The following is a 23,037-nucleotide window of genomic DNA, read 5'->3' on the forward strand; positions in this document are numbered from 1 at the left end:
TTTTATGGTGCAAGATTAGTTATATCTACACTTATGGGTACAGTACTATTATTTCTAGTAGGAATCATCACAAACCATTTTATAGAAGCAGTGTTATATGAGATTGTGATGTCTAGCTCTAGAAGAATATTAGGAGGGTACCATTGTAAAAGTTATACAAAATGTATACTTACTTATGTTGGAATCTTTGTTGTTAGTTTGGTTATGGCAGAAATATGTTCATTGAATACAACAATAATCGTTGTTATATCAATAACAACATTACTCATAACACTGACATTGTGTCCTATTCAAAATGTAAATAAGTTAATTTCACCTAAAAAGAAAAGAATCTTTAGAATATATTCATTAATTTATATTTGGGTATATTTGTTCATTATTGTTTATTTGTATTCTATAGGTTCTTCATTTTTAGGAATGATGGTAAGTATGCTTGTTATGATTAATATCTTAACTATAGGAGGAAAAATTGATTATGAAAAGAATAAAGAATAAATTATTAATATTTGTATCATCTGGATTATTTTTTGTAGCTATTCAAGCGGTAAGCATGGTATCGAGAGGACATCAATATCAGGATAAAGAACCTCAAAGTTTAAAAAAATATGAAAAATATTAAAAATAATAAGAAACCTATCTATAATTATTAGTTATTGCTCAATAATGGGTAAATAATTAAACTGTAAAGATTGAAAGAAGAAATAGATTTCCTAAATTCAAAGGAAATCTATTTCTTCTTTTTTTGCTACTTATAGTTGTACTCTAAAGCGAGTAAGAACCTAATCATGTTCATAGTTTTCTTGTATTGGAATAATTATCCTAAGGATATCTTTATCATTTTTATTTGATATTTTCATAAATCCTTCATATTGACTAACAATTTGATCAATATCATCATATAAAATCTGAAGAGAAGAATTAACAGATGTATACTCTAATGATAATGTAAAATAAGGTAATTTAGTATAATAGGATACCCATATAGATTTTTGATAATCTGAATGACAGTTCTGTATTGCATGATTTAAAAATAAGTAAAGTATTTTTTGATAGTGTTGTGATGATAATAAGACTTCATTTTGATCGGTGGTGATATAAATATAAATATTATTTTGAGAGAATTGTTCAAGATATTCGATTAATAGAGAATTTAGAGTGTCATTATTGGTGTTTTTGAATAAGTTATAGTTATTTAAAATATCACGATATAATGAGATAGTATTTAATGCAGTATCATATTTTTGGTTTTTAATATAACTTTCAATATATGTGAAAACATAAGTAATATCATGTTTCCATATAGTTAAATGTTTTATGCTTTCTTCATTGATTTGATTAATTTTTATTTGGTTTTCATTTCTGATGTTCTTTTCCTGCAATTCAAATAATATATTTTGTTCTCTTTGAGATTCAAAGAATGTATAAAATAATATAACAACCAATATATTAATGAAAAATAAAATAAGTTTTATATAAATATCAAATATATTATTATAAAAAATCAGTTCTATACATGAAGAATAAAGAAGTTCTAGTATAAAGAGAATTGATAAAATAGAAATGATTTTATTTGTCTTAGTAAATGTAATAGCTGATTTTTTAATGATATGATAAGCAAGATAGGCTATTATCATAAATAATATTCTAGTTAATATTGCTAAAAAATAATAACTATTTCCTTGGTAAAACGGAAATAAAAAAAATATGTCTGTAATCATCATACTGACTGTAATAGAGAAACTATCTATATTATAGATAAGAAATGTCAAGAAAACATTTTGAACAATATTACTTCTATTGATAAGATAAGCATATAGAAAAATCATTAATTGAGAGCATATACTTAGGGATAATTCAGGTAGTAAGAAATAATTATGAATTGATGTGATAGTTGTTTTTAATAAAACAAAAATAATTAATATAGAAAGACCTTTCTTTATATGAAATATATAATATATAAAACCAAGATATCCAAGTGATTCAAAAATATTAATAATGAGATCAAATGTACTCATATTATCCTAACCTAAAATTTCTATATAATTTCTTAAAATTTGATCTATTTCTTTCTGAAATTTTAAATACAGAATTATTTTTTAAAACAAGTTGAGTAAAACTTGGATCTATTTCTTTTATATATTCCATATTAATAATTGTTGATTGATTTATTCTAACAAAAATATTAGTGTTTAAATGTTCATAGATAGATGTAATTGATTCCCAAGATGTATATACTTTATCAAAAGAATAAATGTTAACTATGCTATTTTCAATATGAATATATGTTATTTTACCTTGAGTAATATAATCTTCATGTTCATTTATATAAACTTTTAAAGCTTTGTTAAACAATTTATTATATAGAAATTCAAGAGCGTGGGTTGCGCTATTATCAAAATTATCTTTTTGTATAAATTGGAATGGCTGATAATCAAAAGTAGATAAAACTAAAGTTCTATGGTTTGTCATAAAAATAATCTTAGAATTATATTCTTTATTAATCTTTTCTGCAAACTCAAAACCACTTATTTCAGGCATTTCGATATCTAAAAATATTGCATCATAATATATGTTGTATGGGAAATCTTTGCAACCCAAATATGAGTCACATTTGTAAACTATGTTATGTTTATTAAAATAGAGTTGGTGTATTTTTTCTATCATTCTATCAATATCAGATTGATGGTTATCTATTATAGCAAATTTAAACATGAGATCACCCCTTTTCATTATTTTTATATGGATATTGTATCAAAAATATAGGGATAATGGAATAAAAAAGGCGGATTCCAAATGAAAACCCCCAGATTTCAAATAAATCATCACTTTTTAATATAATCATATATAATGTAAGTAGAAAAAGAAAATTTATTAAGAAAGGGGAATGATTCCAATGGGGAATGTAAGAATTACATCATAAAAATTTCAAAGAAAGGAGAATGTATCATCAATGATACGGAGTATACTAATGGCAAATTGTTTGAAAAAATTAAGTAAAGTAAGTATATTTACATTATTAGCACTTATTTTATCAATTACATTAGTTGGAGCAGTTTCTAGATCTGATAATATTGTAATTGCATCAGGTTATGGTACAGCAAAAGAAACTGTAAAAATCACTGTAACACTTGCAACTATTAATAAACCAAAATACGAGTATACAAACAAAACTGGAACTTCAGGAATTTCTTATCGTTTTTCTGGAATAACAAACACTGAAACAAAAGATATTAAGGGTGATGTTGCAAATTATAAAGTGACTGCAAAAGCAACTTGGATTGATAGTAATTATGCACAACACTATCAAACCAATTCTGTAAGTTACAAGTATACAGGAACTTTAACTAAGCTATAACTAATTTTAGGTGACTTATATAATATAAGTCACCTATCTCAAATTATATTGGAGGTGGGATATATGATAAGACTGAATGATTTTGGTCTTGTATTGGGGACAAAAGAGATATTTAAAGAAACTATATTTGAAGCACATCAAAATCAATTAACACTTATTAAAGGTGAGAGTGGTAGTGGTAAAACATCTTTATTAAAATGTCTAGATTTAGATCAAAAATTTAATGGTCAATATATTTATAATGATTTAGAAATATCTAAACTCAATAATAATGATAAAAATAAATATAAACAATCTCATATTTGTATGGTAGACCAGTTTCCGGTTTTTATAAATGAATTAACAATAGAATCACATTACCAGCTTTTTGCTAAAGACTATATTAGATATGATCAATTGAATACAATAGAATTATTAAAAATCAACCAATTAATGAAAGAATATCCTCATCAATTATCAGAAGGTGAGAAAAAGAGGATAGCAATTTCACTAGCGTTGATAAGAAATACAGATATTCTACTTATTGATGAACCAACATCATCACTTGATGATGAGTTAAGTAATGAGATAGGAAGAATGTTAAAATCTTATGCACATAACGGACATATAGTAATTATTACGAGTCATGACTTTATATTAAATGAATATGCTGATAAAGTATATAATATTGATTATTTAAAACTGAATATTGTAACTCAAAGTCAAGCAACAAATAGATTGTTATGTAATCATAAAAGAAGAAATATAAATTTTTGGAATAATAATTATATAAAGATGCTAAAGCATCGTATGAAATATAAAAAATTAAATTTTATTTTGACAACTCTGCTTATTTCTATTATAGGATTATCTTCAATATTTAATAATGCTGTTATATCATTTCATAAGAATATAATTAATAATTTATCTTCTAAACAGATTGTTGTGTATAAATCAAACAATAAACAATTATTTGATTATAGTTATAAGGGATTTGAATATCCTATAACTTCAGAAGAAGTTGATGCATTAAAAAGTATTAATCATGTTGAATCAATGCATTGGAAATATGATAGTTTTATGATTAATTGTTTAAATGAGAATGGAGATTTTTCTAAAATTCCAGATGAAGTCAAAGAAACAAATGAGATTATGAAAATCTATGATCAGGATCATATTATTTCTTCAGGTATAAAGGATTATCAAAATGTCATTCCAAATATGATAATGAGTTCAATTGATGATTCAGATAATGAAAAGATAGAGTTTAGATCAAAAAGAAATAAAAAGGGTATTTATTTATCAAAGTATCTAGCAGAAAAAATTTCAGATAATATTGATGAACTTATTGATAAAACAATAGAAATACCTATCTTTGTTCCTGTATTAGATCTTGATGGGGTTTCGTTTCAATCAACTGAGGGTGGTGAAGAATTCGGGGGAAATGCAGTTGGAGCAAAAAGAGTAATCATCCCATTGCCTATAGTAGGTATATTGGAATCAAGCAGCGTCTATGAAACTGATGAAGATTCAGGGGTTTTATATCGTTATTTTGTTTCTCAATCAATTATAGAAGAGTATAGAGATGAGTATAAAAAGACTGAAAGTTATTTTGAGTATTATGCAATTATTAATGATAAAATGGAAAAATATATTAATAGTATTCCAGAAGATAAAAAAGAATTCATAACTCAAACTGTTAAATGTACACCATGGCAACCAAATTGCTATCTAATAGAAATAGATGATCTTACAAATTTGAGTGAAGTTATAAATAAAATTAATGAAATTGGATTGAATGCAAAACATATTTATCTTAATGCTAGATCTTTACAAGAATCAGTGCAAAACATGAATAGGAGTATTAAAATTGTAGGTGCCTGTTTATTGATATTGTTATTAACTACACAATATAATTATAAAAAACAAAAGACAGTTATTGAAGAGAAAGAGATGATATATTATTTAGAGAGAATGGGAGAAAGTGATAGTCAAATAAGGCAGATATGTATAAAGAAATATCTTTATAATAGTGTTTTTTATATCATTGTGTGTTCTATTTGTATTATAATAGAAACATTTATTCTTAATGCTTTTATGTATGGTCATACAAAAATGAGTATTTATTCTTTTATGATTGTTGTTATTATAGTCGTTGTACTTGAATTTATCTATCCGATTATTATAAAAAGAAGGAAAGAATAATGATTAGAGTTCATAAATTAAATATTTCTTATCAAAGAAAAATACTAGAAAATGTTGATTTTGAGGCTAAGTCAGGAGAGGTGACGCTTATATGTGGAGAAAGCGGTACTGGAAAAACGACATTACTGTATCGTTTAGCTTTATTATCAGCACAAAAAGATTATAACTATATCCTAGATAATGAAAAGATTGAATTATCAAATCAAAATGTTAAAGCAAAAATAAGAAGATATCATATAGCTTATATAATGCAAGACTTTATGCTGATTGATTACTATAATGTTAAAGAGAATATGTTACATTATGCAAAGATAGTCCAAAGAGAAATAGATAATGAGGAAATTAAGAATATACTTCATCAAGTACATTTGTATGTCCCACTTAATCAATCTATAGAAACATTATCTGGTGGAGAAAGGCAAAGATTAGCAATTGCTTGTGCATTAGTTAAAAATAGTGATGTTATTATACTAGATGAACCAACGAGTAATTTAGACTCTGAAAATGAAGAAATAATATTTAAACTATTACAACAACTATCAAAGGAAACAAATAAATGTATTATTTTAGCTAGTCATAGTCAAATAGCAAAGCATTATGCTAACTGTATTTATGAAATTTATAACTATCAATTAATATGTACGAAATATACAGAAAAATGTGATCAAAATAAATTGATGGATTATGAATCCCAATCAGACTTTCAATTACTAAACAGCTATGTTAAACAATATTTTCATAAATTCAAAAATGAAAAAAGAAAGACAATTCTCATATTTACATTTTCTTTATTTATGATGTTTGTAGTGATAGCTGGTGTTCGTTATTATCAGTTAGAAGGTCAAAATAATATTCTAAAAACATCTGATAATCAAATCTATGTTACAAGTCAAAATAATAAACAACTCATTGCTAAAACAAATCAAACTACGGATAAACATTTAATAGATTCTCTTAAAATCTATAAAATATATCCATATATTTACTCACAAATGACTTTATTTGATATAGATATTGATATTCTCCCATATTTTGAAGAAAACAAAATAAATGATAAGTTAGAATATCAATATAATCTTTTAGATAAAAAAGGAATTATATTAAGTTATGATGTATATCAGTTATTCAAACGTAACTATCTTTCAATAAACTATTTAGATAGTTATATAAGTATACGTATAGATCGTGAAGATAAAACATATTTTGTTAATAAAAAAATAAATCAGAATATAAAAGGTGTCTTAAATAATGGGGAAATAAATCATTATACAAAAAATAAATACTGTATTTATTTGCCTTATGAACTTTTAATGGATTTATATCAGCAAGAAACATCAAATAATCAATTTATAGGCTATACTTTATTTTCAAGTCATTTTGAGGATCATATGAAATTAGTAGAAAATATTAAACAATTCAATCAATTATCAATGAACGATAGTTTTCAAAATACTGACATTCTTAATAAAATAAATAATAACACAGAACAAATGAAATATATTTTAATATTTATTGTTATTATTGGAACTGTATTTATAATGTCTATGATGTCTTTTCATCATTTTCAATTTAGAAAAAAAGAATTTGTTTTATCAATGATAAATGGGTTGGGACATAAACAAATTATAGAAATAATTATGTTAGAAAATTTATATTCAATTATGTTTTCTACCTTTATATTTATAGTTAGTTTATTTATTATATATTTTATAATACCTATAACAATAAATGAAATTTTAAATAATAGTATATGGATTATTATAGAAATTACTCTTTTAATGATAGTTATATTTATTATAAATAGTATAGAAATGAAAAGATTTTCTATTGAAGAAGTTTTAAGAAACGAATAATTCATATCTCTAAATTAGAAAACATTGGGAAACATCAAAAATGAAAATAATGTTTTGTACCATTATTCTAATGATTTAAACTATAGAGGTATAGGAATATTAATGGTTATTGTGGGATTAATAATTGAAAAGAAAAAAAGATATATAAGTTAATAAATGACTAATATAGACAGAAGAGAAGATTCCTTGAAATGAGGAATCTTTTCAATTTATAAAAATAATTGAATTATACCTATATTTCTATAAATTTTCACTATTTTATGGTAGAATATCCCACAGAGGGTGATGTAAATGACAAAGGTAGTATCTGCAAAAGATATAGATATTGTATGTGATGTGATTAAAGAAGGACAGGTTGTTGCTTTTCCTACAGAAACAGTCTATGGATTAGGTGTGAGGTTTGGCTCGAGAGATGCATTAGATAGATTAATGGAAGCTAAGAATAGAGATTATTCTAAGGCAATTACATTGATGGTTGCTTATAAAGAGGATATTGAAAAATATGCTTATGTGAGTGATCGTGCTTGGAAGTTAATTTCATCTTTTATGCCAGGTATGATGACACTTGTTTTTAAGAAAAGAGAAGGTGTTGATCCTGTCATGACGAATGGGAAAGACACAATAGGGATACGTATTCCTGATGATGAGTATGTATTAGCATTAATTAGAAATGTTGGTCCAATGTTAGTGACAAGTGCGAATTTGTCTAATCATCCTAATACAACATCAACGAGTGAGGTTTTAGATCAGTTAGATGGTCGTATTGATTTGGTTGTTGATGGAAGAACAACTGATTCTATAGCAAGTACTGTTGTGGATGTCAGTGGTGAAGATATAAAAATATTGCGTGAGGGTAAAATAACAAAAGAGAGAATAGAGGAGGTATTGAAATGAAAATTGCTGTTGCATGTGATCATGGTGGTTTACGTCTTAAGAATGTATTAATGGAAGAAATGAAGAATCAGGGATATGAAGTGGTTGATTTTGGAACTTATAGTGAAGATAGCTGCGATTATCCTGACTATGCATCAAAGGCTGCAAAAGCTGTTGCTTCGGGGGAATGTGACAAAGGTGTTGTTGTTTGTGGCACAGGTATTGGTGTGTCTATTACTGCAAATAAGGTGAAAGGAATTCGTTGTGCTTTGGTTCATGATGTGTTTAGTGCAAAAGCGACAAGAGCACATAATGATACAAATATGATCGCAATGGGTCAAAGAGTCATTGGTGAAGGATTAGCAGTTGAAATATTGAATGCATGGTTACATACTGATTATGAAGGTGGTCGTCATGATTTAAGAATTCAGAAAATGATGGCTTTAGAGGAGGAATAAACAATGAGAGATACTGAAATATTTGAAAGTGTAGAAAGAGAATTAAATAGACAAAGAAATAATATTGAATTAATTGCTTCTGAGAACTTTGTTTCTGAACAAATTTTAGAATTAGCTGGTTCTGTTTTAACAAACAAGTATGCTGAAGGATATCCTGCTAAACGTTATTATGGTGGTTGTGTATATGTTGATGAAGTTGAAAATATTGCAAGAGATCGCTTAAAGATGTTGTTTGGTTGTGAGCATGCAAATGTACAGCCTCATAGTGGAGCACAGGCTAATACTGCTGTTTATTTAGCATTATTACAACATGGAGATAAGGTATTAGGAATGTCTTTAGCTGATGGTGGACATTTAACACATGGACATCCATTAAACTATTCTGGTATTAATTATGACTTTTATAGTTATGGTGTTAGCAAGGAAACAGAGGAAATTGATTATGATGAATATCAAAAGAAAGTTGAAGAAATTAAACCTAAATTAGTTGTTGCTGGAGCAAGTGCTTATTCAAGAATTATTGATTTTGAATTTATGGCAAAAGTGGCTCATGATAATGGTGCATTATTCATGGTTGATATGGCTCATATTGCAGGATTAGTAGCTGCTGGATTACATCCATCACCATTTCCTCATGCCGATATTGTCACAACAACAACTCATAAGACATTAAGAGGACCACGAGGTGGTGTGATTATGTGTAAAGAACAATTTGCAGCAGATATTGATAGAGCCGTTTTTCCAGGTATGCAAGGCGGACCTTTAATGCATATTATTGCAGCAAAAGCAGCTTGTTTCTATGAAGCATTACAACCTGATTTTAAAGATTATGCAAGACAAATTATTAAAAATGCAAAAGCATTAGAAGAATCTTTAAAAGAAGAAGGATTTAGATTAGTTGCTGGAGGTACTGATAATCATTTGTTATTAATTGATGTGAAGGCAAGTTGTGGAATTAGTGGTAAAAAAGCAGAAAGATTGTTAGATGAAATTAATATTACTGCAAACAAGAATGCTATTCCTTTTGATACTGAAAAACCTTTTAAAGCAAGTGGTATTCGTGTTGGAACACCTGCCATGACAACAAAAGGATTCAAGGAAGATGAATTTAGAGAAGTTGGTAAAATTATTGCTTATCGTTTAAAAAATGAAGAAACTGATGACATCAAAACAGAATGTATTGAAAGAGTAAAAGCACTAACTGATAAAGTGACAATGTATAATGGGAAAACTTATATTAAGTAGAAAGAAGGGAAAGTAATGGCTACAATCATTTTAAATCATCCCTTAATTGATCATAAATTAACAATTATGAGAGATAAAGATACAGGGACAAAAGAGTTTAGACAGAATTTAGATGAAATCGCTATGTTAATGGCATATGAAGTGACAAAAGGTTTGCCTTTAAAAAATGTAGAAATCGTCACGCCAATTTGTCCAATGACTGGAAAAGAATTAGTCAGACCCATTGTTTTAGTACCAATACTTAGAGCGGGATTAGGACTTGTAGATGGTTTTAAAGCGATTATTCCTAATGCAAAAGTAGGTCATATTGGAATGGCAAGAAATGAAAAAACACTTCTACCAGAGGAATATTATGCAAAATTCCCATCATGTTTAGATCAAGCAGATGTGATTGTTGTTGATCCTATGCTTGCAACTGGTGGAAGTGCAAGTGCAGCATTGACCAATATTAAAAAACGTGGTGCTAAATATATAAAGTTGGCATGTCTTGTCGCCGCACCTGAAGGGATTGCTGCAATTGAAAAAGCACATCCTGATATAGATTTGATTGTTGCAGCACTAGATGAGAAATTAAATGAGAAAGGCTATATTGTACCAGGACTTGGAGATGCTGGAGATCGTCTTTTTGGAACAGATGAGTAAGCTTGCGTAAAACGCAAACTTTCTTCGTTTTGAGAATATGTTAAAAGATATCTTATTTGCATTGGAGTTAGGTTTAAAGGTTGTAGGGACATTCATTTTGGGTTCGTTTATTGGTATTAAATTAGATGCATATTTTCATTGTCAACCAATAATATTACTTGTTTGTTTATTGTTAGCGTTTGTGTATGTGATAAAACTATTGTTAGGAGTGGGACGGCATGAATGAATTCACTATATTAAAAAAATCTGTTTATGTTTTCTTACTTGGCTGTCTTATTTTGGGAATAGTTAGTTTTATATTTCATGATATATCTTATATATTTGGACTTGTTTTAGGGTATATTATTAATGTTATTGTATTTCTTTTAATTATTAAGATGAGTGAAGGTATTTTAAAGTTTTCTATGAGTACTGCTATTATAGCAATCATGTTTCTAGTCAAATTAGCATTATATGCTCTGGGATTCTTTATTGCTGTTAAGACACCATGGTTTCATATATTAGGTGTTTTTCTAGGTTATATGTGTACAAAGATAACAATCTATGTAGAACAGTTTATTCATAAAGGAGGTGAAGTGGATGGTTAATACAGCAATACTTTCGACAATACATATTGAATTGCAGGTTGAATTGGTTTTTTCTTTGATTATTATTGGAGCATTGTGTCTATTCTTTATTTATGCAGGTAAAAAAGTGATGGCAGCAGATCCCTTAGAGAGACCTAAAGGTATTGTGTTAGTATGCGAAACAGGAATCGAGATGGTTTATAATTATTTAAAATCAATAATGCCATCACAGTTTGAAAAAAGCTATTATCCTTATTTTGCAATGTTATTTGTTTATTTGTTGGTTGCTAATTTAAGTGGACTGATAGGATTTAGTGCACCAACTTCAAATTACTCAATAACATTAGCAATGACATTAATTACATTTATATTGATTCAATGGAATGCCTTAAAGAAAAAAGGTGGACTAACATATATTAAAGAATTGGTGTGGCCACCAACAAATATCTTAAGTGCTATTTCACCATTGATATCATTGTCAATGCGTTTGTTTGGTAACATTTTGAGTGGAACAATTTTAATGACACTCGTTTATCAGTTTACAGGTTGGTTATCTGGATTTATTTTACCATTTAACATATTAGGACCTATTTTAGCACCTGTCTTACATGCTTATTTTGATGTGTTTGCAGGTTGTATTCAAACATTAGTCTTTGTGACTTTATCTAGTATTTTGATTTCAATAGAAGCAGAGTAACTAGTAAAGAATAAAAACAGAAAAAAATTAAATTTGGAGGTATAAAAAATGACAGATTATGGTTTAATTGCAATTGCAGCTGGAATTGCTGTATGTGCAGGGTTAGGAACAGGTATTGGTGAAGGGATTGCAGCAAGTAAAGCAGTAGAAGCAGTAGGAAGAAATCCTGAAGCAGAAGGTAAAATTCGTACAATGATGATTTTAGGTATTGCGTTATCTGAAACAGTTGCGATTTATGGTTTATTAATTTCTTTCTTATTAATGTTTGTTTTCCCAATGTTTATCAAATAACATTGAAAAATCAAAATCAAGAAGGAGGAATAAGAAATGGATATAGATATTGCTGGTAAATTATTCCCCAATATAACAACACTTATCGTTCAATTATTATCAACAGGTGTCATGTTATTTGTTTTTAAAAAATTTCTTTGGACTCCTGTACAATCGTATTTTACTAAACGTGCAGATTTTATTGAAAAACAGATTGATGATGCAAAAGACATGAATGAAAAGGCTAAAACATTTATGGTTGAAAGTGAAAAGCAAGCACGAGATTCTGCAAGAGAATATCGTGATATTGTAGAACGAGCTAAATCTGATGCTTTAAAAGTACGTGATGATATTATTGTTGAGGCAAGAAAAGAAGCAGCAAGTAAGATCGAGCAGGCAGAAAAAGAGATTGCAGCAGAAAAAGTTCAGGCAAGAGATGATATGAAAGAAGAAATTGTAGATATTGCAATGGAAGTTGCAACAAAGATCATGAAAAAAGAAATGAATACGAAAGAAAATGAAAAACTTGTTCATGAATTTGTTGAAGAGGTTATCAAATAATGGATGTTATTGCAAGACGATATGCTGAATCATTATTTGAATTAGCTAAGGAAGAACATGCTATTGAAGAATATCAAAAAGATATGCAAAAAATAGCTGATGTTTTTTCTGATGAATCTTTTGTGCGTTTCTTTAGTCATGTTGCTTTATCTGATGATATTAAGATAAATATTTTAAAGAAAAGTTTTTACAAACAAGTATCTCACTATGTTTATAATTTCTTATTATTATTAATTAAAAAAAGAAGAATCAGATATATTGAAGGGATTTGCCATGAGTTTCAATCTCTTTGTCATGATTATTTTGGGATTAAAGTAGGTAAGGTTTTTAGTGCTTTTCCTTTATCTCAAGAGGAATTAGAAAGAATTGAAAGATCTGTAGGTGTTAAAGTTCAGAAGAAAGTTAAGTTACGTATGGTTATTGATGAAACAATGATTGGTGGAATTAAAGTAGAGATTGATAATCATATTTATGATGATTCACTTTCTTATAAATTAGAATCACTGAGAAAAGAGTTATTAAGAAAGTAGGTGAAGGTAGTGGATCTAAGACCAGATGAAATTAGTGCATTAATTAAAGAACAAATTAAACATTATGATGATATTCTGGAATCTAAGGATGTTGGAACAGTGATGACTGTTGGTGATGGTGTTTCGCTTGTTCATGGATTAGATAATGCTATGCTTGGAGAGTTATTATTATTTCCAGATGATGTTTATGGAATGGTTATGAATCTTGAAGAAGATAGTGTTGGAGCTGTTTTGCTTGGTAGTGAAGGAACTATCAAGGAAGGTGATGAAGTCAAACGTACAAATAAGATTATTGAAGTACCTGTAGGTGATGGCTTATTAGGACGTGTTGTGAATCCTTTAGGACAGCCTATTGATGGTCAGGGAAGTATTTCTTATACACGTACAAGACCGATTGAAAGAGTTGCAAGTGGAGTTATGACGAGAAAGTCAGTTGATCAGCCTTTACAAACAGGAATCACATCTATTGATGCGATTATTCCTATTGGTAGAGGACAACGTGAGTTAATCATTGGTGACAGACAGACTGGAAAAACTGCAATTGCTATTGATACGATCTTAAATCAAAAAGATCAAAATATTTATTGTATTTATGTAGCTATTGGACAAAAAAATTCAACTGTTGCACAAATTGTAGAAAAACTACGTAAAGGTGGAGCTATGGAGTATACAACAATTGTTGCTGCTGGAGCTAGTGAATTAGCACCCGTTCAATATATTGCTCCATATGCTGGATGTGCAATGGCTGAAGAATGGTTAGAACAGGGAAAAGATGTGCTTATTGTTTATGATGATTTATCTAAACATGCAGTTGCTTATCGTACAGTTTCATTATTATTAAAGAGACCACCTGGACGTGAAGCATATCCTGGAGATGTCTTCTATTTACATTCAAGATTATTGGAAAGAGCTTGTCGTTTAAATGAAGAAAATGGTGGCGGTTCTATTACAGCACTACCAATTATTGAAACACAAGCAGGAGATATTTCAGCTTATATCCCAACAAATGTTATTTCTATTACAGATGGACAAATCTTTTTACAGCAAGATTTATTTAACTCAGGGTTTAGACCAGCCATTGATACTGGACTATCTGTAAGCCGTGTTGGTTCATCAGCACAAATCAAAGCAATGAAGCAAGTCTCTGGATCATTAAAGTTGGAGTTAGCTCAATTCGCTGAAATGCAGGCATTTGCTCAATTTGGTAGTGATCTTGATGCTGCAACAAAAGCAACTTTAGATCATGGTGAAAAAGTACGTGAAGTTTTAAAACAGGCACAGTATTCACCACGTAGTGTTGTTGAACAAGTGATTTCATTATTTGCTTTAAAATATGGTTTTACGAAAACAATACCAGTTCATAAAGTATCTCAATTTGTTAATGAATTATATCAGGAAATGCAATACAATCATGCAGATATTATTACAGCAATTGAAACGGAAAAAGCAATTAGTGATGATTTGGCAGTTCAAATGAAAGAAATTATTGGAGCTTTTGTAAATAAATTCTTAGTTGTGAATAAGGAAGGTTAGAGACTATGGCTAGTAATATGCAGTCAATTAAAAGACGTATTAAATCTGTAGAATCTACTAAAAAAATTACAAAGGCAATGCAATTAGTTGCAACATCTAAATTAAGAAAAACAAGAAATCAATTAGAACAATTAAAACCTTACTATAGTAAGGTTCAAGAAACAGTTGCTGAGATATTGGAAAGTAATAAAGGACTCATTGATAATCCTTATTTGAAAGAAAACCCACAAGGTAAAAATGTTTATATTGTGATTACATCAAGTTTAGGTCTTTGTGGTGGATATAATGCAAATGTATTTAAGAAAATGGAAAAAGAGGTTCATGAGGGTGATCTTATTTACATAATTGGAAATAAGGGAGCAGGTTATTTAAATCATAAAGGATTTGAATACAATCATCATTACATTGATTTAAATTCATCTATGGATTTTAGGGAAATTGTGAGACTTGTGGGTGAACTAACACAAATGTATAGAAATCAGGAAATTCATAAAATGAAGATTATTTATACTGAATTTGTTAATAACTTAACATTTACACCAAGAGTTGTAACATTATTACCTGTAGATGCTAGTGAGTTTGATGATGTAGAAGTGACATCTCGATTTACTATTTTTGAACCGAGTCCAGCAGAAGTCTTAAATCATTTGATACCTATGTATTTACAATCTGTTATTTATGGATATCTTGTTGAATCAGTGACAAGTGAAAATGCTTCAAGACGTTCATCAATGGAAAATGCAACTGATAATGCTCAAGAATTAATTGAGGACTTATTATTGAAATACAATCAAGCAAGACAAACAGCAATTACTAATGAAATTAGTGAAATTGTTGCAGGAGCAAATGCTCAATAAAAGGAGGTGCCTTATGATAAATATAGGAAAAATCGTACGTGCCGTAGGTCCAGTTGTTGATATTGTATTTGATGCTGATCATTTACCAGCTTTAAATACTGCGATACAAATAGATAATCAAGGAACATCTTTAACTGTTGAGGTTGCTCAACATATAGGAGATGATACAGTACGTTGTATAGCTATGGGTCCAACTGATGGTTTGACAAGAGGACTTGATGCTATTGATACAGGAAATCCAATCAGTGTTCCTGTAGGAAATGAAACACTAGGAAGAATGTTTAATGTTTTAGGACAGCCTATTGATGGAAAAGAAGCGTTGGCTAATCAGGTGCAGACAATGCCTATTCATAGAAGTGCTCCAACTTATGCACAACAAAGAACAGAAACAGAGATTCTTGAAACAGGAATTAAAGTTATTGACTTAATCTGTCCTTATATTAAAGGTGGTAAGATTGGTTTATTTGGTGGTGCAGGAGTTGGAAAAACTGTTTTAATTCAGGAGTTGATTAATAATATTGCAACTCAACATGGAGGATTATCAGTTTTTGCTGGTGTTGGTGAACGTTCGCGTGAAGGAAATGATTTATATTATGAAATGAAAGAGAGTGGTGTTTTGGATAAAACAACACTTGTCTTTGGTCAGATGAATGAACCACCAGGATCTCGTTTAAGAGTTGCTCTTACAGGATTAACAATGGCAGAGTACTTTAGAGATGAACAAAATCAAGATGTATTATTGTTTATTGATAATATTTTCCGTTTTACGCAAGCTGGTTCAGAAGTTTCAGCATTATTAGGGCGTGTGCCATCACAAGCTGGATATCAACCTACCCTTGCGACTGAAATGGGACAATTACAAGAACGTATTACATCAACAAAGAAAGGATCAATTACATCTGTTCAGGCTGTTTATGTTCCTGCAGATGATTTAACAGATCCTGCTCCAGCAACAACATTTGCGCATCTTGATGCCAAAGTCGTATTGGATCGTTCAATTGCAGCACTAGGAATTTATCCTGCTGTTGATCCATTGAACTCATCATCACGTGCACTTGACCCATTGGTTGTAGGACAAGAACATTATGAAGTTGCTCATGGTGTGCAGCAAATTTTACAAAGATTCCAGGAACTTCAAGATATTATTGCAATATTAGGAATGGATGAGTTAAGTGAAGATGATAAAATTACAGTTGCACGTGCAAGACGTGTTCGTAATTACTTATCTCAACCATTTACTGTAGCAAGTCAATTCACAGGAATGGAAGGAAAATATGTTCGTGTTGAAGATACAATAAGAGGGTTCAAGGAAATCTTAGATGGAAAGTGGGATCACTTACCTGAACAGGCTTTCCATAATGTTGGAAGTATTGAAGAAGCTATTGAGAAAGCTCAGTCTTTAGAAAATGAAAACATTTAAATTAAGGATTGTCACACCAAGAGGTATTTATAAAGAAACAGAAGTTGAGATGTTAAATTTAAGGACAACTTCAGGACAAATTGGAATTTTAGCAAACCACTTGCCTTTGGCTAGTGCTATTGATATATCAGAAATGAATTACATTAGCAAAGGAGAAAGATACAAGTTTGCATTATCTGGTGGATTTGTTTATGTGAATGATGATGAAACAACAATTATAGCAAATGCTATTGAGTCACCAGAAGAAATAGATTTACGTCGTGCTGAAGAAGCGAAACGTAGAGCTGAATCAAAATTACAAGATGAAAATGCGGATATCTTAAGAGCAGAGATTGCCTTGAGAAAAGCCATTTTACGTATACGTGTTAAGAATGAACAGAGTTAATCTGTTCATTTTTCATATCAGGTTTTTTAATGTTATATAGACTAAAAGGATAGTCAAAAAGAGAATAATGATATATATTAAAGGTAGAGGTGAGAAGATATGGAATTATATGAAAGAATTGCAAATATCAAAGCAGAGTTGAGATATATTAAGTCTCATAAAGATTACTTAGAAACATTAAAAAAGGAATGTAGTGAATTAGAATTACGAAAGTCAGACTATGAAAAGCGTCTTTATAAAGAAAATAAAGATGTAGATAATTTAGAAAAAACAACAATTTTATCATTATTTCATTCAATCATTGGTAATAAAGAAGAACGCCTAGAAAAAGAAAGACAAGAAGCTATGGAAGTATCTCTTCAATATCATCATATTTGCAATGAATATCAATTAAAAAAAGATGAAATAAAAAAACTACAAAAAAGAATACAACAAGAATATACTCTTCAACAACAATTAGAAGAAGTACAATTAGAATTTATCAAACAGACAAATCCTCAACAAGGAGTAAACCTACAAGAACTCCTTAGACAATATGAAGACCTTCAAAAAATATCAAAAGAAATTAACGAAGCAATTGAAGCAGGCGTTTTACTTAAAGATATTCTTAATAATGTGCTGTCAGAATTAAGTAGTGCAAAAGGATGGGGAGTTTATGATATGTTAGGTGGTGGGATGATTTCAACCGCAATCAAGCATCACCATATGGATAATGCTCAAAAAGATTATGAGACAGTAAAGATAAGGCTAGCTCAATTTGAAAAAGAGTTAAAAGATGTTCAAGATCTTTCTATTGAATATAATCATGTTGGTCCAACTTTAATGACATTTGACTATATATTTGATAGTCTATTTGTTGATTGGTTAGTACAATCGAAAATTAGCAAGAATAAAAGAAATATTCAAGAATTGAATGATCAAGTTGATCAAGTTATGAATGAACTTAATCAAAAAATAGGAGATATTGAAGATAAAAGAAAAGAAAAGTATCGAAGTATACAAAATATATTAGGAAATATCTAATTTATTCTTGATTATGTGTTTGCACACCTTGTTAAAAATGTTAGAATAACATAAGCAGGGAGTGAAATTATGTCAAAAAAGAAGAAAAAGTTAAAATTAAGGGTAGATCGTGTTATGATTGCTGCAGTTGTAGTGCTTGCTCTTTTGTTTGGAATATATAAAAGTGTATCATATGTTGGAGGAAAAATTTTATCATTTCTTAATTCAACACCACATTCAGTTGTAGAAGCGAAAACAGAAAAGAAATATCGTGCTACAGTTGTATTAGATCCAGGTCATGGTGGTTTAGATGTAGGAGCTAATTCAGGAAAACTATATGAAAAAAATATTTCTCTAACAACAGTTAAGGCTATTGGGGAAGCATTAGAGAAAGAAAATATTAAACCAGTTTATACAAGAACTACTGATGAAGCGTTGCATGAAGATAAAACAACTGATCTTAATATGCGAGCACAAATGAGTTTAGATCATTCAGCTACTTATTTTGTATCTATACATGTAAATGATTTTGATAAATCTAATGATGTCACAGGATTCGAAGTCTATACAAAGGATAAAGAGAGTGAAACATTAGCAAATACAATTAGCCAACAGATAGAAAAACTAAATTATTCACAAAATCGTGGATTACAAGATGGAAGCTCATTAGTTGTATTAAAAAATAATACAGTACCTTCAGTATTAGTAGAATTAGGATATATTAATGGACCTGATTATAAGTATTTAAATGATGAAGCTAAATTACAGCAAATTGGTGAGGCTATTAGTAAAGGGATTATAGAACTTATTAAATAGGGCTATTCTCCCTTTTATTGTGTAGAAGATTGTTATATAATAGTGATATACTTTATGGTACAAGATAGAAAGTGGGAATATTATGAAGAAAAATGTAAAGATAGCTTTAGGGGGTATTATATTATTGCTTATAGGAGTATCTGTTTTTATAGGTATTCAGTTATGGAATCAGCCTATAATTGAATTTTATAATAAGAATGAAAAAGTGGAAATAAAGAGTGAGATTAAACCCAATGATTATATAAAGAAGATTCATGGTTATGAAATGGAAGATATTGTTATTGATGATTCAGAAGTGAATCTAGAAAAGTTAGGAACATATGTTATTCAATATAAAATAAATGATAATAAATATGAATTAAAATTAGAAGTTGTTGATACACAGGCACCGACCTTCGATATTCATGATTTAGATATTGATTTAGGAATGAGTGTTAATGTTGAAGATATGGTTGAGAGTGTAAAGGATCAGACTAAGACAAAAGTTAGCTTTAAAGAAGATTATTCTTTTCAGGAAGCTGGAGAACATAAAGTTATAGTTGCTGTTGAAGATGAAGCAGGTAATATTACAGAAAAAGAGGCTATCGTAAATATTGTCAAAGATGAAGAGAAGCCAGCTTTAACGGGTCTCAAAGATTTAACAGTTGCATTGAATGGAAAAATAGATTACTTATCAGGAATCAAGGCTATAGATAATCGTGATCCTAAACCTAAAATGAGTGTAGATTCAAGTCAGGTTAATTTGAAAAAGGTAGGAACTTATTCAATTCAATATACTGTCATAGATCGTTCAGGAAATCAGAATACTTATACTAAAAAAATATCAGTTGTAGAGAATAAACCAGTAGCTACGGTTGGTCAAAATGGAAACAAGGTGGTTTATTTAACTTTTGATGATGGTCCATCATCAAATACTGCTAAAATATTAAAAGTATTAGATCAATATAATGTGAAAGCAACTTTCTTTGTAACAGGTAATGGACAAAAATATAATTATCTTATTAAAGAAGCTCATAATAAGGGACATACAATAGGATTACATACATATACACATAGTTATTCAAAAGTTTATGCATCTGTAAATGCTTATTTTAGTGATTTAGATAAGATAGGACAAATGGTTAAACAGCAAATTGGTTTTGTTCCAAAATATATTCGTTTTCCAGGTGGTGCATCTAATACTGTATCTAGGAAATATTGTAAAGGAATTATGTCGAATCTAACAAAAGAAGTTCAAAATCGCGGTTATCAATACTATGATTGGAATGCGAGTACTGGCGATGCATCAGGAAATAATATTGCTGTAAAATCATTAGTTAAACAGGGAACGGCAAGTAAAGCAAACAATATTATGATACTTGCTCATGATACACAGGCTAAATCTACAACTGTTGAAGCATTACCACAAATCATAGAGCATTATCAATCATTAGGTTATGTATTTAAAGGAATTGATGATAATACATTTACCCCTCATCAACATGTTAATAATTAAAAACAAGGGACTCTGTTAAAGATAGAGTCCCTTGTTTCTATGAGTTTATTTAATAGCATTAAGAATGTCTTCTTCATTTTCAATAGTAAAGATTTTTAGCTTTAACTTATTCAGTTGTTCATCATTAATGTTCTCAATTTCTTTTTCAACCTTTGGTGATAGTTTGCCTAATTTTAGTTTAAGTAAATCTACCAATGTTTCTATTAATCCTTTATTTTCACCCTCATTTAGTATTCTTTCTCTATAAAGTCTTATTGATTCACACATATCTATCTTCTCTTCCTTGTTCTTATTTATAATATGCAGCAGTTCTCTATCGTTGGCTAGAGCTGCTAGAATCAATGTGACAATCCTGCTCATTACCATTCCTTCAAAGACACTGAGATTTCCTTCCCACTGATACAGCATCTGCAGACCTTTCATTAAATCCATGTTATTTTGATTTCTATTCTTATGATAATCTAATGAGATAACATCGGTTGTGGGGAACATATTGTATCGAGACAGTTCTTCAAACTCCTTTGGAACCTGCTTCATAACTTCATCATATGTTCTTGGACCTTTCCATCTCTTAAAGCACAAGTGATATTGATTTAATGGGTGGATTCTTTCGTCTATCACTCGCAGAGTGAATCTGATGCCATTGTCTGATTTGTGTAAGAGCGTTATATTCCATGACACGATAGGGCACATTCCACTTTTCCTGAGTGTGGTTTTCTATGCCAATCAGTATTGAAAAATCACCAATAGTTACTTTCTTGATGACATCACGATCTCTGTCAACGGTTATTGGATAATAATCATCATCATGGAAAGTGGAAGTGCTCGTATCAAAATCACTAACATTTTCAGGCTGGACAACCTGTCTGCCATCAAAGATGGTTGCATTGATCATATCTGCAAAATGACAGGGATCTGTGAAGTAATCCTTTAATAGAGTATCTACTTTTAAATCTTTCGTTTTATAAGCCATATTCATACCTCCCTTATGGTGTTATAGTTAGGGGCAAAGCATTTATATTATGAGGTATGACTATAAGGGTATTATACAATAATTGCTATAAGAAAATAATTATTGATATCAAAATTTATCCTCCTATTATATATATACGCAAAAAAATTTCCATTTTTCTTCTTTTTTTGCAAAACAAAAGATTAAATTTATACTGATTTAATCTTTTGTTTAAGTAAATAATATTATTTTTCAAATAAACGTATCATCTTGTCTTTAAAAGAATTATACGGATAGTATCTAAAAGGTAAATCAATCCATGTTGCCTTTTTGACAATACTTCTTGTATGAGAAAATGTCTCAAAGCTTTTCTTGCCATGATATGAGCCCATACCACTATGACCAACACCACCAAAACTTAATTGATTAGATGCTAAATGAATAATGGTATCATTAATACATCCACCACCAAAACTGCAACTTTTTAATATTTTTTTCTGCACATCTTTATAATGTGAGAAAATATAGAATGCTAGTGGTTTTTCTCTATGATTAATGAATGAAATTGCATCATCTAAATGATGATAGGTAAGAATCGGTAAAATAGGACCAAAAATTTCTTCATGCATTAAAACATTATCACCATCTACATGATCAACAACTGTAGGTGCAATCATCAATGTATCTTTATTATACTCTCCTCCAATAACTATATCTTGATTATCTAGAAGATGACATAATCTATCAAAATGTTTTTGATTAACAATCTTAACCAATTGTGGATGTTCTAAAGGACATTCTCCAAAAAATTTCTTAATAACATCTTTCATATAAATAATAAACTTATCTTTTAATTCATCTCGTATCAATAAATAATCAGGAGCAACACAAGTTTGTCCAGCGTTTAAGAACTTACCAAAAGCAATACGTTTTGCAGCTAACTTCAAACTATGTTCATCATCAACTATACAGGGACTTTTGCCACCTAATTCCAACGTAACAGGTGTTAAATAAAGGCTTGCTTTCTCCATAACTAATTTTCCTACATTCACACTACCAGTAAAGAAAATATAATCAAAACGCTGTTCTAATAGTTCATTATTTTCAGCACGTCCACCTTCTACAACTGCTACATATTTCTCATCACAACATTCTTCAATCATTTTTTTGATAACGGATGAAACATGTGGAGCATAAGCACTAGGTTTAATTATTACTGTATTACCTGCACTAATAGCACCAATAGCTGGCTCAATTGATAACATAAATGGATAATTCCATGGACTCATAATTAAAGTAACGCCATAAGGTTCATGTGATTCATAACTTTGCGCATAAAACTG

The 23,037-nt window shown here is 29.4% G+C and carries 27 protein-coding genes; 22 read left to right on the plus strand and 5 right to left on the minus strand.

The features are described from left to right. Both BN350_RS18530 and BN350_RS20210 read left to right on the plus strand, forming a co-directional pair. A partial coding sequence (locus BN350_RS18530; protein WP_044600155.1) for an accessory gene regulator B family protein occupies positions 1–495 on the plus strand: 495 nt, incomplete at its 5' end. Beyond that, a complete protein-coding gene (locus BN350_RS20210) occupies positions 476–619 on the plus strand; it encodes a cyclic lactone autoinducer peptide (RefSeq protein WP_081652847.1) in 144 nt (47 codons plus the stop codon). The genes BN350_RS18530 and BN350_RS20210, both read left to right, overlap by 20 nt. A 160-nt stretch (positions 620–779) precedes the next feature. Here the strand turns inward: BN350_RS20210 and BN350_RS05230 are convergent, their stop codons facing one another. Next, positions 780–2,015 (minus strand): hypothetical protein, encoded by a 1,236-nt coding sequence (locus BN350_RS05230; protein ID WP_028042645.1) that lies wholly within the window; start codon positions 2,013–2,015, stop codon positions 780–782. Position 2,016: 1 nt separating this feature from the next. Next, positions 2,017–2,712, minus strand: coding sequence for a LytR/AlgR family response regulator transcription factor (locus BN350_RS05235; protein ID WP_028042646.1), 696 nt, complete (start codon positions 2,710–2,712; stop codon positions 2,017–2,019). 256 nt (positions 2,713–2,968) lie between these two features. On the opposite strand from BN350_RS05235, the gene BN350_RS05240 reads away from it, so the two are divergent. The 20 genes from BN350_RS05240 (at position 2,969) to BN350_RS05335 (ending at position 20,742) form a co-directional block, all read left to right on the plus strand. Further along, positions 2,969–3,355 carry a hypothetical protein gene (locus BN350_RS05240; RefSeq protein WP_028042647.1) on the plus strand — a complete coding sequence of 129 codons (387 nt, stop codon included), beginning with the start codon at positions 2,969–2,971 and terminating at the stop codon, positions 3,353–3,355. A gap of 63 nt (positions 3,356–3,418) precedes the next feature. Further along, positions 3,419–5,539: an ATP-binding cassette domain-containing protein gene (locus BN350_RS05245; protein WP_028042648.1), complete on the plus strand. Its 2,121-nt coding sequence runs from the start codon at positions 3,419–3,421 to the stop codon at positions 5,537–5,539. After that, entirely contained in the window at positions 5,539–7,392 is a 1,854-nt protein-coding gene (locus tag BN350_RS05250) for an ABC transporter ATP-binding protein (protein WP_028042649.1), read from the plus strand. The genes BN350_RS05245 and BN350_RS05250 overlap by 1 nt, the downstream gene beginning before the upstream one ends. 291 nt (positions 7,393–7,683) lie before the next feature. Then, complete coding sequence (locus tag BN350_RS05255) at positions 7,684–8,286, plus strand: L-threonylcarbamoyladenylate synthase (RefSeq protein ID WP_028042650.1); 603 nt, start codon at positions 7,684–7,686, stop codon at positions 8,284–8,286. Further along, positions 8,283–8,723, plus strand: coding sequence for a ribose 5-phosphate isomerase B (rpiB, locus tag BN350_RS05260; protein WP_028042651.1), 441 nt, complete (start codon positions 8,283–8,285; stop codon positions 8,721–8,723). The genes BN350_RS05255 and rpiB overlap by 4 nt, the downstream gene beginning before the upstream one ends. A 3-nt stretch (positions 8,724–8,726) precedes the next feature. Then, on the plus strand, positions 8,727–9,968 hold the full coding sequence (locus BN350_RS05265; protein ID WP_028042652.1) for a serine hydroxymethyltransferase: 1,242 nt from the start codon (positions 8,727–8,729) through the stop codon (positions 9,966–9,968). Positions 9,969–9,983: 15 nt separating this feature from the next. Next, positions 9,984–10,610: a uracil phosphoribosyltransferase gene (upp, locus tag BN350_RS05270; RefSeq protein ID WP_028042653.1), complete on the plus strand. Its 627-nt coding sequence runs from the start codon at positions 9,984–9,986 to the stop codon at positions 10,608–10,610. A 37-nt stretch (positions 10,611–10,647) separates the two neighbouring features. Then, the gene (locus BN350_RS05275) at positions 10,648–10,836 is read left to right on the plus strand and encodes an AtpZ/AtpI family protein (RefSeq protein WP_028042654.1); all 189 of its coding nucleotides are present in this window, start codon (positions 10,648–10,650) and stop codon (positions 10,834–10,836) included. Then, the gene (locus tag BN350_RS05280; RefSeq protein ID WP_028042655.1) at positions 10,829–11,197 is read left to right on the plus strand and encodes an ATP synthase subunit I; all 369 of its coding nucleotides are present in this window, start codon (positions 10,829–10,831) and stop codon (positions 11,195–11,197) included. Before BN350_RS05275 ends, BN350_RS05280 begins: the two co-directional genes overlap by 8 nt. Further along, positions 11,190–11,873, plus strand: a complete 684-nt coding sequence (locus BN350_RS05285) for a F0F1 ATP synthase subunit A (RefSeq protein ID WP_028042656.1) — start codon at positions 11,190–11,192, stop codon at positions 11,871–11,873. Before BN350_RS05280 ends, BN350_RS05285 begins: the two co-directional genes overlap by 8 nt. 48 nt (positions 11,874–11,921) lie before the next feature. Further along, entirely contained in the window at positions 11,922–12,164 is a 243-nt protein-coding gene (gene atpE, locus BN350_RS05290; RefSeq protein ID WP_028042657.1) for an ATP synthase F0 subunit C, read from the plus strand. A 36-nt stretch (positions 12,165–12,200) separates the two neighbouring features. Beyond that, positions 12,201–12,704, plus strand: a complete 504-nt coding sequence (atpF, locus tag BN350_RS05295) for a F0F1 ATP synthase subunit B (RefSeq protein WP_028042658.1) — start codon at positions 12,201–12,203, stop codon at positions 12,702–12,704. After that, positions 12,704–13,234, plus strand: a complete 531-nt coding sequence (gene atpH / locus BN350_RS05300) for an ATP synthase F1 subunit delta (protein ID WP_028042659.1) — start codon at positions 12,704–12,706, stop codon at positions 13,232–13,234. The genes atpF and atpH overlap by 1 nt, the downstream gene beginning before the upstream one ends. 9 nt (positions 13,235–13,243) lie before the next feature. Then, positions 13,244–14,767, plus strand: a complete 1,524-nt coding sequence (gene atpA / locus BN350_RS05305; RefSeq protein ID WP_028042660.1) for a F0F1 ATP synthase subunit alpha — start codon at positions 13,244–13,246, stop codon at positions 14,765–14,767. Between the two features lie 5 nt (positions 14,768–14,772). Beyond that, positions 14,773–15,624, plus strand: a complete 852-nt coding sequence (gene atpG, locus BN350_RS05310) for an ATP synthase F1 subunit gamma (protein WP_028042661.1) — start codon at positions 14,773–14,775, stop codon at positions 15,622–15,624. Between the two features lie 13 nt (positions 15,625–15,637). Then, positions 15,638–17,044 carry a F0F1 ATP synthase subunit beta gene (gene atpD, locus BN350_RS05315; RefSeq protein ID WP_028042662.1) on the plus strand — a complete coding sequence of 469 codons (1,407 nt, stop codon included), beginning with the start codon at positions 15,638–15,640 and terminating at the stop codon, positions 17,042–17,044. Beyond that, entirely contained in the window at positions 17,031–17,429 is a 399-nt protein-coding gene (gene atpC, locus BN350_RS05320) for an ATP synthase F1 subunit epsilon (RefSeq protein ID WP_028042663.1), read from the plus strand. Before atpD ends, atpC begins: the two co-directional genes overlap by 14 nt. A 99-nt stretch (positions 17,430–17,528) precedes the next feature. Next, positions 17,529–18,452 (plus strand): hypothetical protein, encoded by a 924-nt coding sequence (locus tag BN350_RS05325; protein ID WP_028042664.1) that lies wholly within the window; start codon positions 17,529–17,531, stop codon positions 18,450–18,452. A 69-nt stretch (positions 18,453–18,521) separates the two neighbouring features. Continuing rightward, a complete protein-coding gene (locus tag BN350_RS05330; protein ID WP_044600129.1) occupies positions 18,522–19,247 on the plus strand; it encodes an N-acetylmuramoyl-L-alanine amidase family protein in 726 nt (241 codons plus the stop codon). 82 nt (positions 19,248–19,329) lie between these two features. Further along, positions 19,330–20,742: a polysaccharide deacetylase family protein gene (locus tag BN350_RS05335; protein WP_028042666.1), complete on the plus strand. Its 1,413-nt coding sequence runs from the start codon at positions 19,330–19,332 to the stop codon at positions 20,740–20,742. A 45-nt stretch (positions 20,743–20,787) separates the two neighbouring features. Here the strand turns inward: BN350_RS05335 and BN350_RS05340 are convergent, their stop codons facing one another. The 3 genes from BN350_RS05340 to BN350_RS18535 form a co-directional block, all read right to left on the minus strand. After that, positions 20,788–21,279 carry a hypothetical protein gene (locus tag BN350_RS05340; RefSeq protein WP_028042667.1) on the minus strand — a complete coding sequence of 164 codons (492 nt, stop codon included), beginning with the start codon at positions 21,277–21,279 and terminating at the stop codon, positions 20,788–20,790. A gap of 34 nt (positions 21,280–21,313) precedes the next feature. Continuing rightward, positions 21,314–21,715 carry a hypothetical protein gene (locus tag BN350_RS05345; RefSeq protein WP_028042668.1) on the minus strand — a complete coding sequence of 134 codons (402 nt, stop codon included), beginning with the start codon at positions 21,713–21,715 and terminating at the stop codon, positions 21,314–21,316. A 224-nt stretch (positions 21,716–21,939) separates the two neighbouring features. Continuing rightward, on the minus strand, positions 21,940–23,037 hold a 1,098-nt coding region (locus BN350_RS18535), incomplete at its 5' end, for an aldehyde dehydrogenase family protein (protein ID WP_044600130.1).

Origin of the sequence: Candidatus Stoquefichus massiliensis AP9, assembly GCF_000455285.1 — a bacterium.
Classification (GTDB): Bacteria; Bacillota_I; Bacilli_A; order Erysipelotrichales; family Coprobacillaceae; genus Stoquefichus; species Stoquefichus massiliensis.

Coding starts and splice junctions, on each gene's coding strand:
- BN350_RS05245 (WP_028042648.1), top strand. CDS start 3,419: ATGATAAGACTGAATGATTTTGGTCTTGTATTGGGGACAAAAGAGATA.
- BN350_RS05280 (WP_028042655.1), top strand. CDS start 10,829: ATGAATGAATTCACTATATTAAAAAAATCTGTTTATGTTTTCTTACTT.
- BN350_RS05325 (WP_028042664.1), top strand. CDS start 17,529: ATGGAATTATATGAAAGAATTGCAAATATCAAAGCAGAGTTGAGATAT.
- atpH (WP_028042659.1), top strand. CDS start 12,704: ATGGATGTTATTGCAAGACGATATGCTGAATCATTATTTGAATTAGCT.
- BN350_RS20210 (WP_081652847.1), top strand. CDS start 476: ATGAAAAGAATAAAGAATAAATTATTAATATTTGTATCATCTGGATTA.
- rpiB (WP_028042651.1), top strand. CDS start 8,283: ATGAAAATTGCTGTTGCATGTGATCATGGTGGTTTACGTCTTAAGAAT.
- atpE (WP_028042657.1), top strand. CDS start 11,922: ATGACAGATTATGGTTTAATTGCAATTGCAGCTGGAATTGCTGTATGT.
- atpC (WP_028042663.1), top strand. CDS start 17,031: ATGAAAACATTTAAATTAAGGATTGTCACACCAAGAGGTATTTATAAA.
- BN350_RS05250 (WP_028042649.1), top strand. CDS start 5,539: ATGATTAGAGTTCATAAATTAAATATTTCTTATCAAAGAAAAATACTA.
- BN350_RS05335 (WP_028042666.1), top strand. CDS start 19,330: ATGAAGAAAAATGTAAAGATAGCTTTAGGGGGTATTATATTATTGCTT.
- BN350_RS05275 (WP_028042654.1), top strand. CDS start 10,648: ATGTTAAAAGATATCTTATTTGCATTGGAGTTAGGTTTAAAGGTTGTA.
- BN350_RS05235 (WP_028042646.1), bottom strand. CDS start 2,712: ATGTTTAAATTTGCTATAATAGATAACCATCAATCTGATATTGATAGA.
- BN350_RS05285 (WP_028042656.1), top strand. CDS start 11,190: ATGGTTAATACAGCAATACTTTCGACAATACATATTGAATTGCAGGTT.
- BN350_RS05265 (WP_028042652.1), top strand. CDS start 8,727: ATGAGAGATACTGAAATATTTGAAAGTGTAGAAAGAGAATTAAATAGA.
- atpD (WP_028042662.1), top strand. CDS start 15,638: ATGATAAATATAGGAAAAATCGTACGTGCCGTAGGTCCAGTTGTTGAT.
- BN350_RS05345 (WP_028042668.1), bottom strand. CDS start 21,715: ATGGCTTATAAAACGAAAGATTTAAAAGTAGATACTCTATTAAAGGAT.
- upp (WP_028042653.1), top strand. CDS start 9,984: ATGGCTACAATCATTTTAAATCATCCCTTAATTGATCATAAATTAACA.
- BN350_RS05330 (WP_044600129.1), top strand. CDS start 18,522: ATGTCAAAAAAGAAGAAAAAGTTAAAATTAAGGGTAGATCGTGTTATG.
- BN350_RS05255 (WP_028042650.1), top strand. CDS start 7,684: ATGACAAAGGTAGTATCTGCAAAAGATATAGATATTGTATGTGATGTG.
- BN350_RS05340 (WP_028042667.1), bottom strand. CDS start 21,279: ATGAAGCAGGTTCCAAAGGAGTTTGAAGAACTGTCTCGATACAATATG.
- BN350_RS05240 (WP_028042647.1), top strand. CDS start 2,969: ATGGCAAATTGTTTGAAAAAATTAAGTAAAGTAAGTATATTTACATTA.
- atpG (WP_028042661.1), top strand. CDS start 14,773: ATGGCTAGTAATATGCAGTCAATTAAAAGACGTATTAAATCTGTAGAA.
- atpF (WP_028042658.1), top strand. CDS start 12,201: ATGGATATAGATATTGCTGGTAAATTATTCCCCAATATAACAACACTT.
- BN350_RS05230 (WP_028042645.1), bottom strand. CDS start 2,015: ATGAGTACATTTGATCTCATTATTAATATTTTTGAATCACTTGGATAT.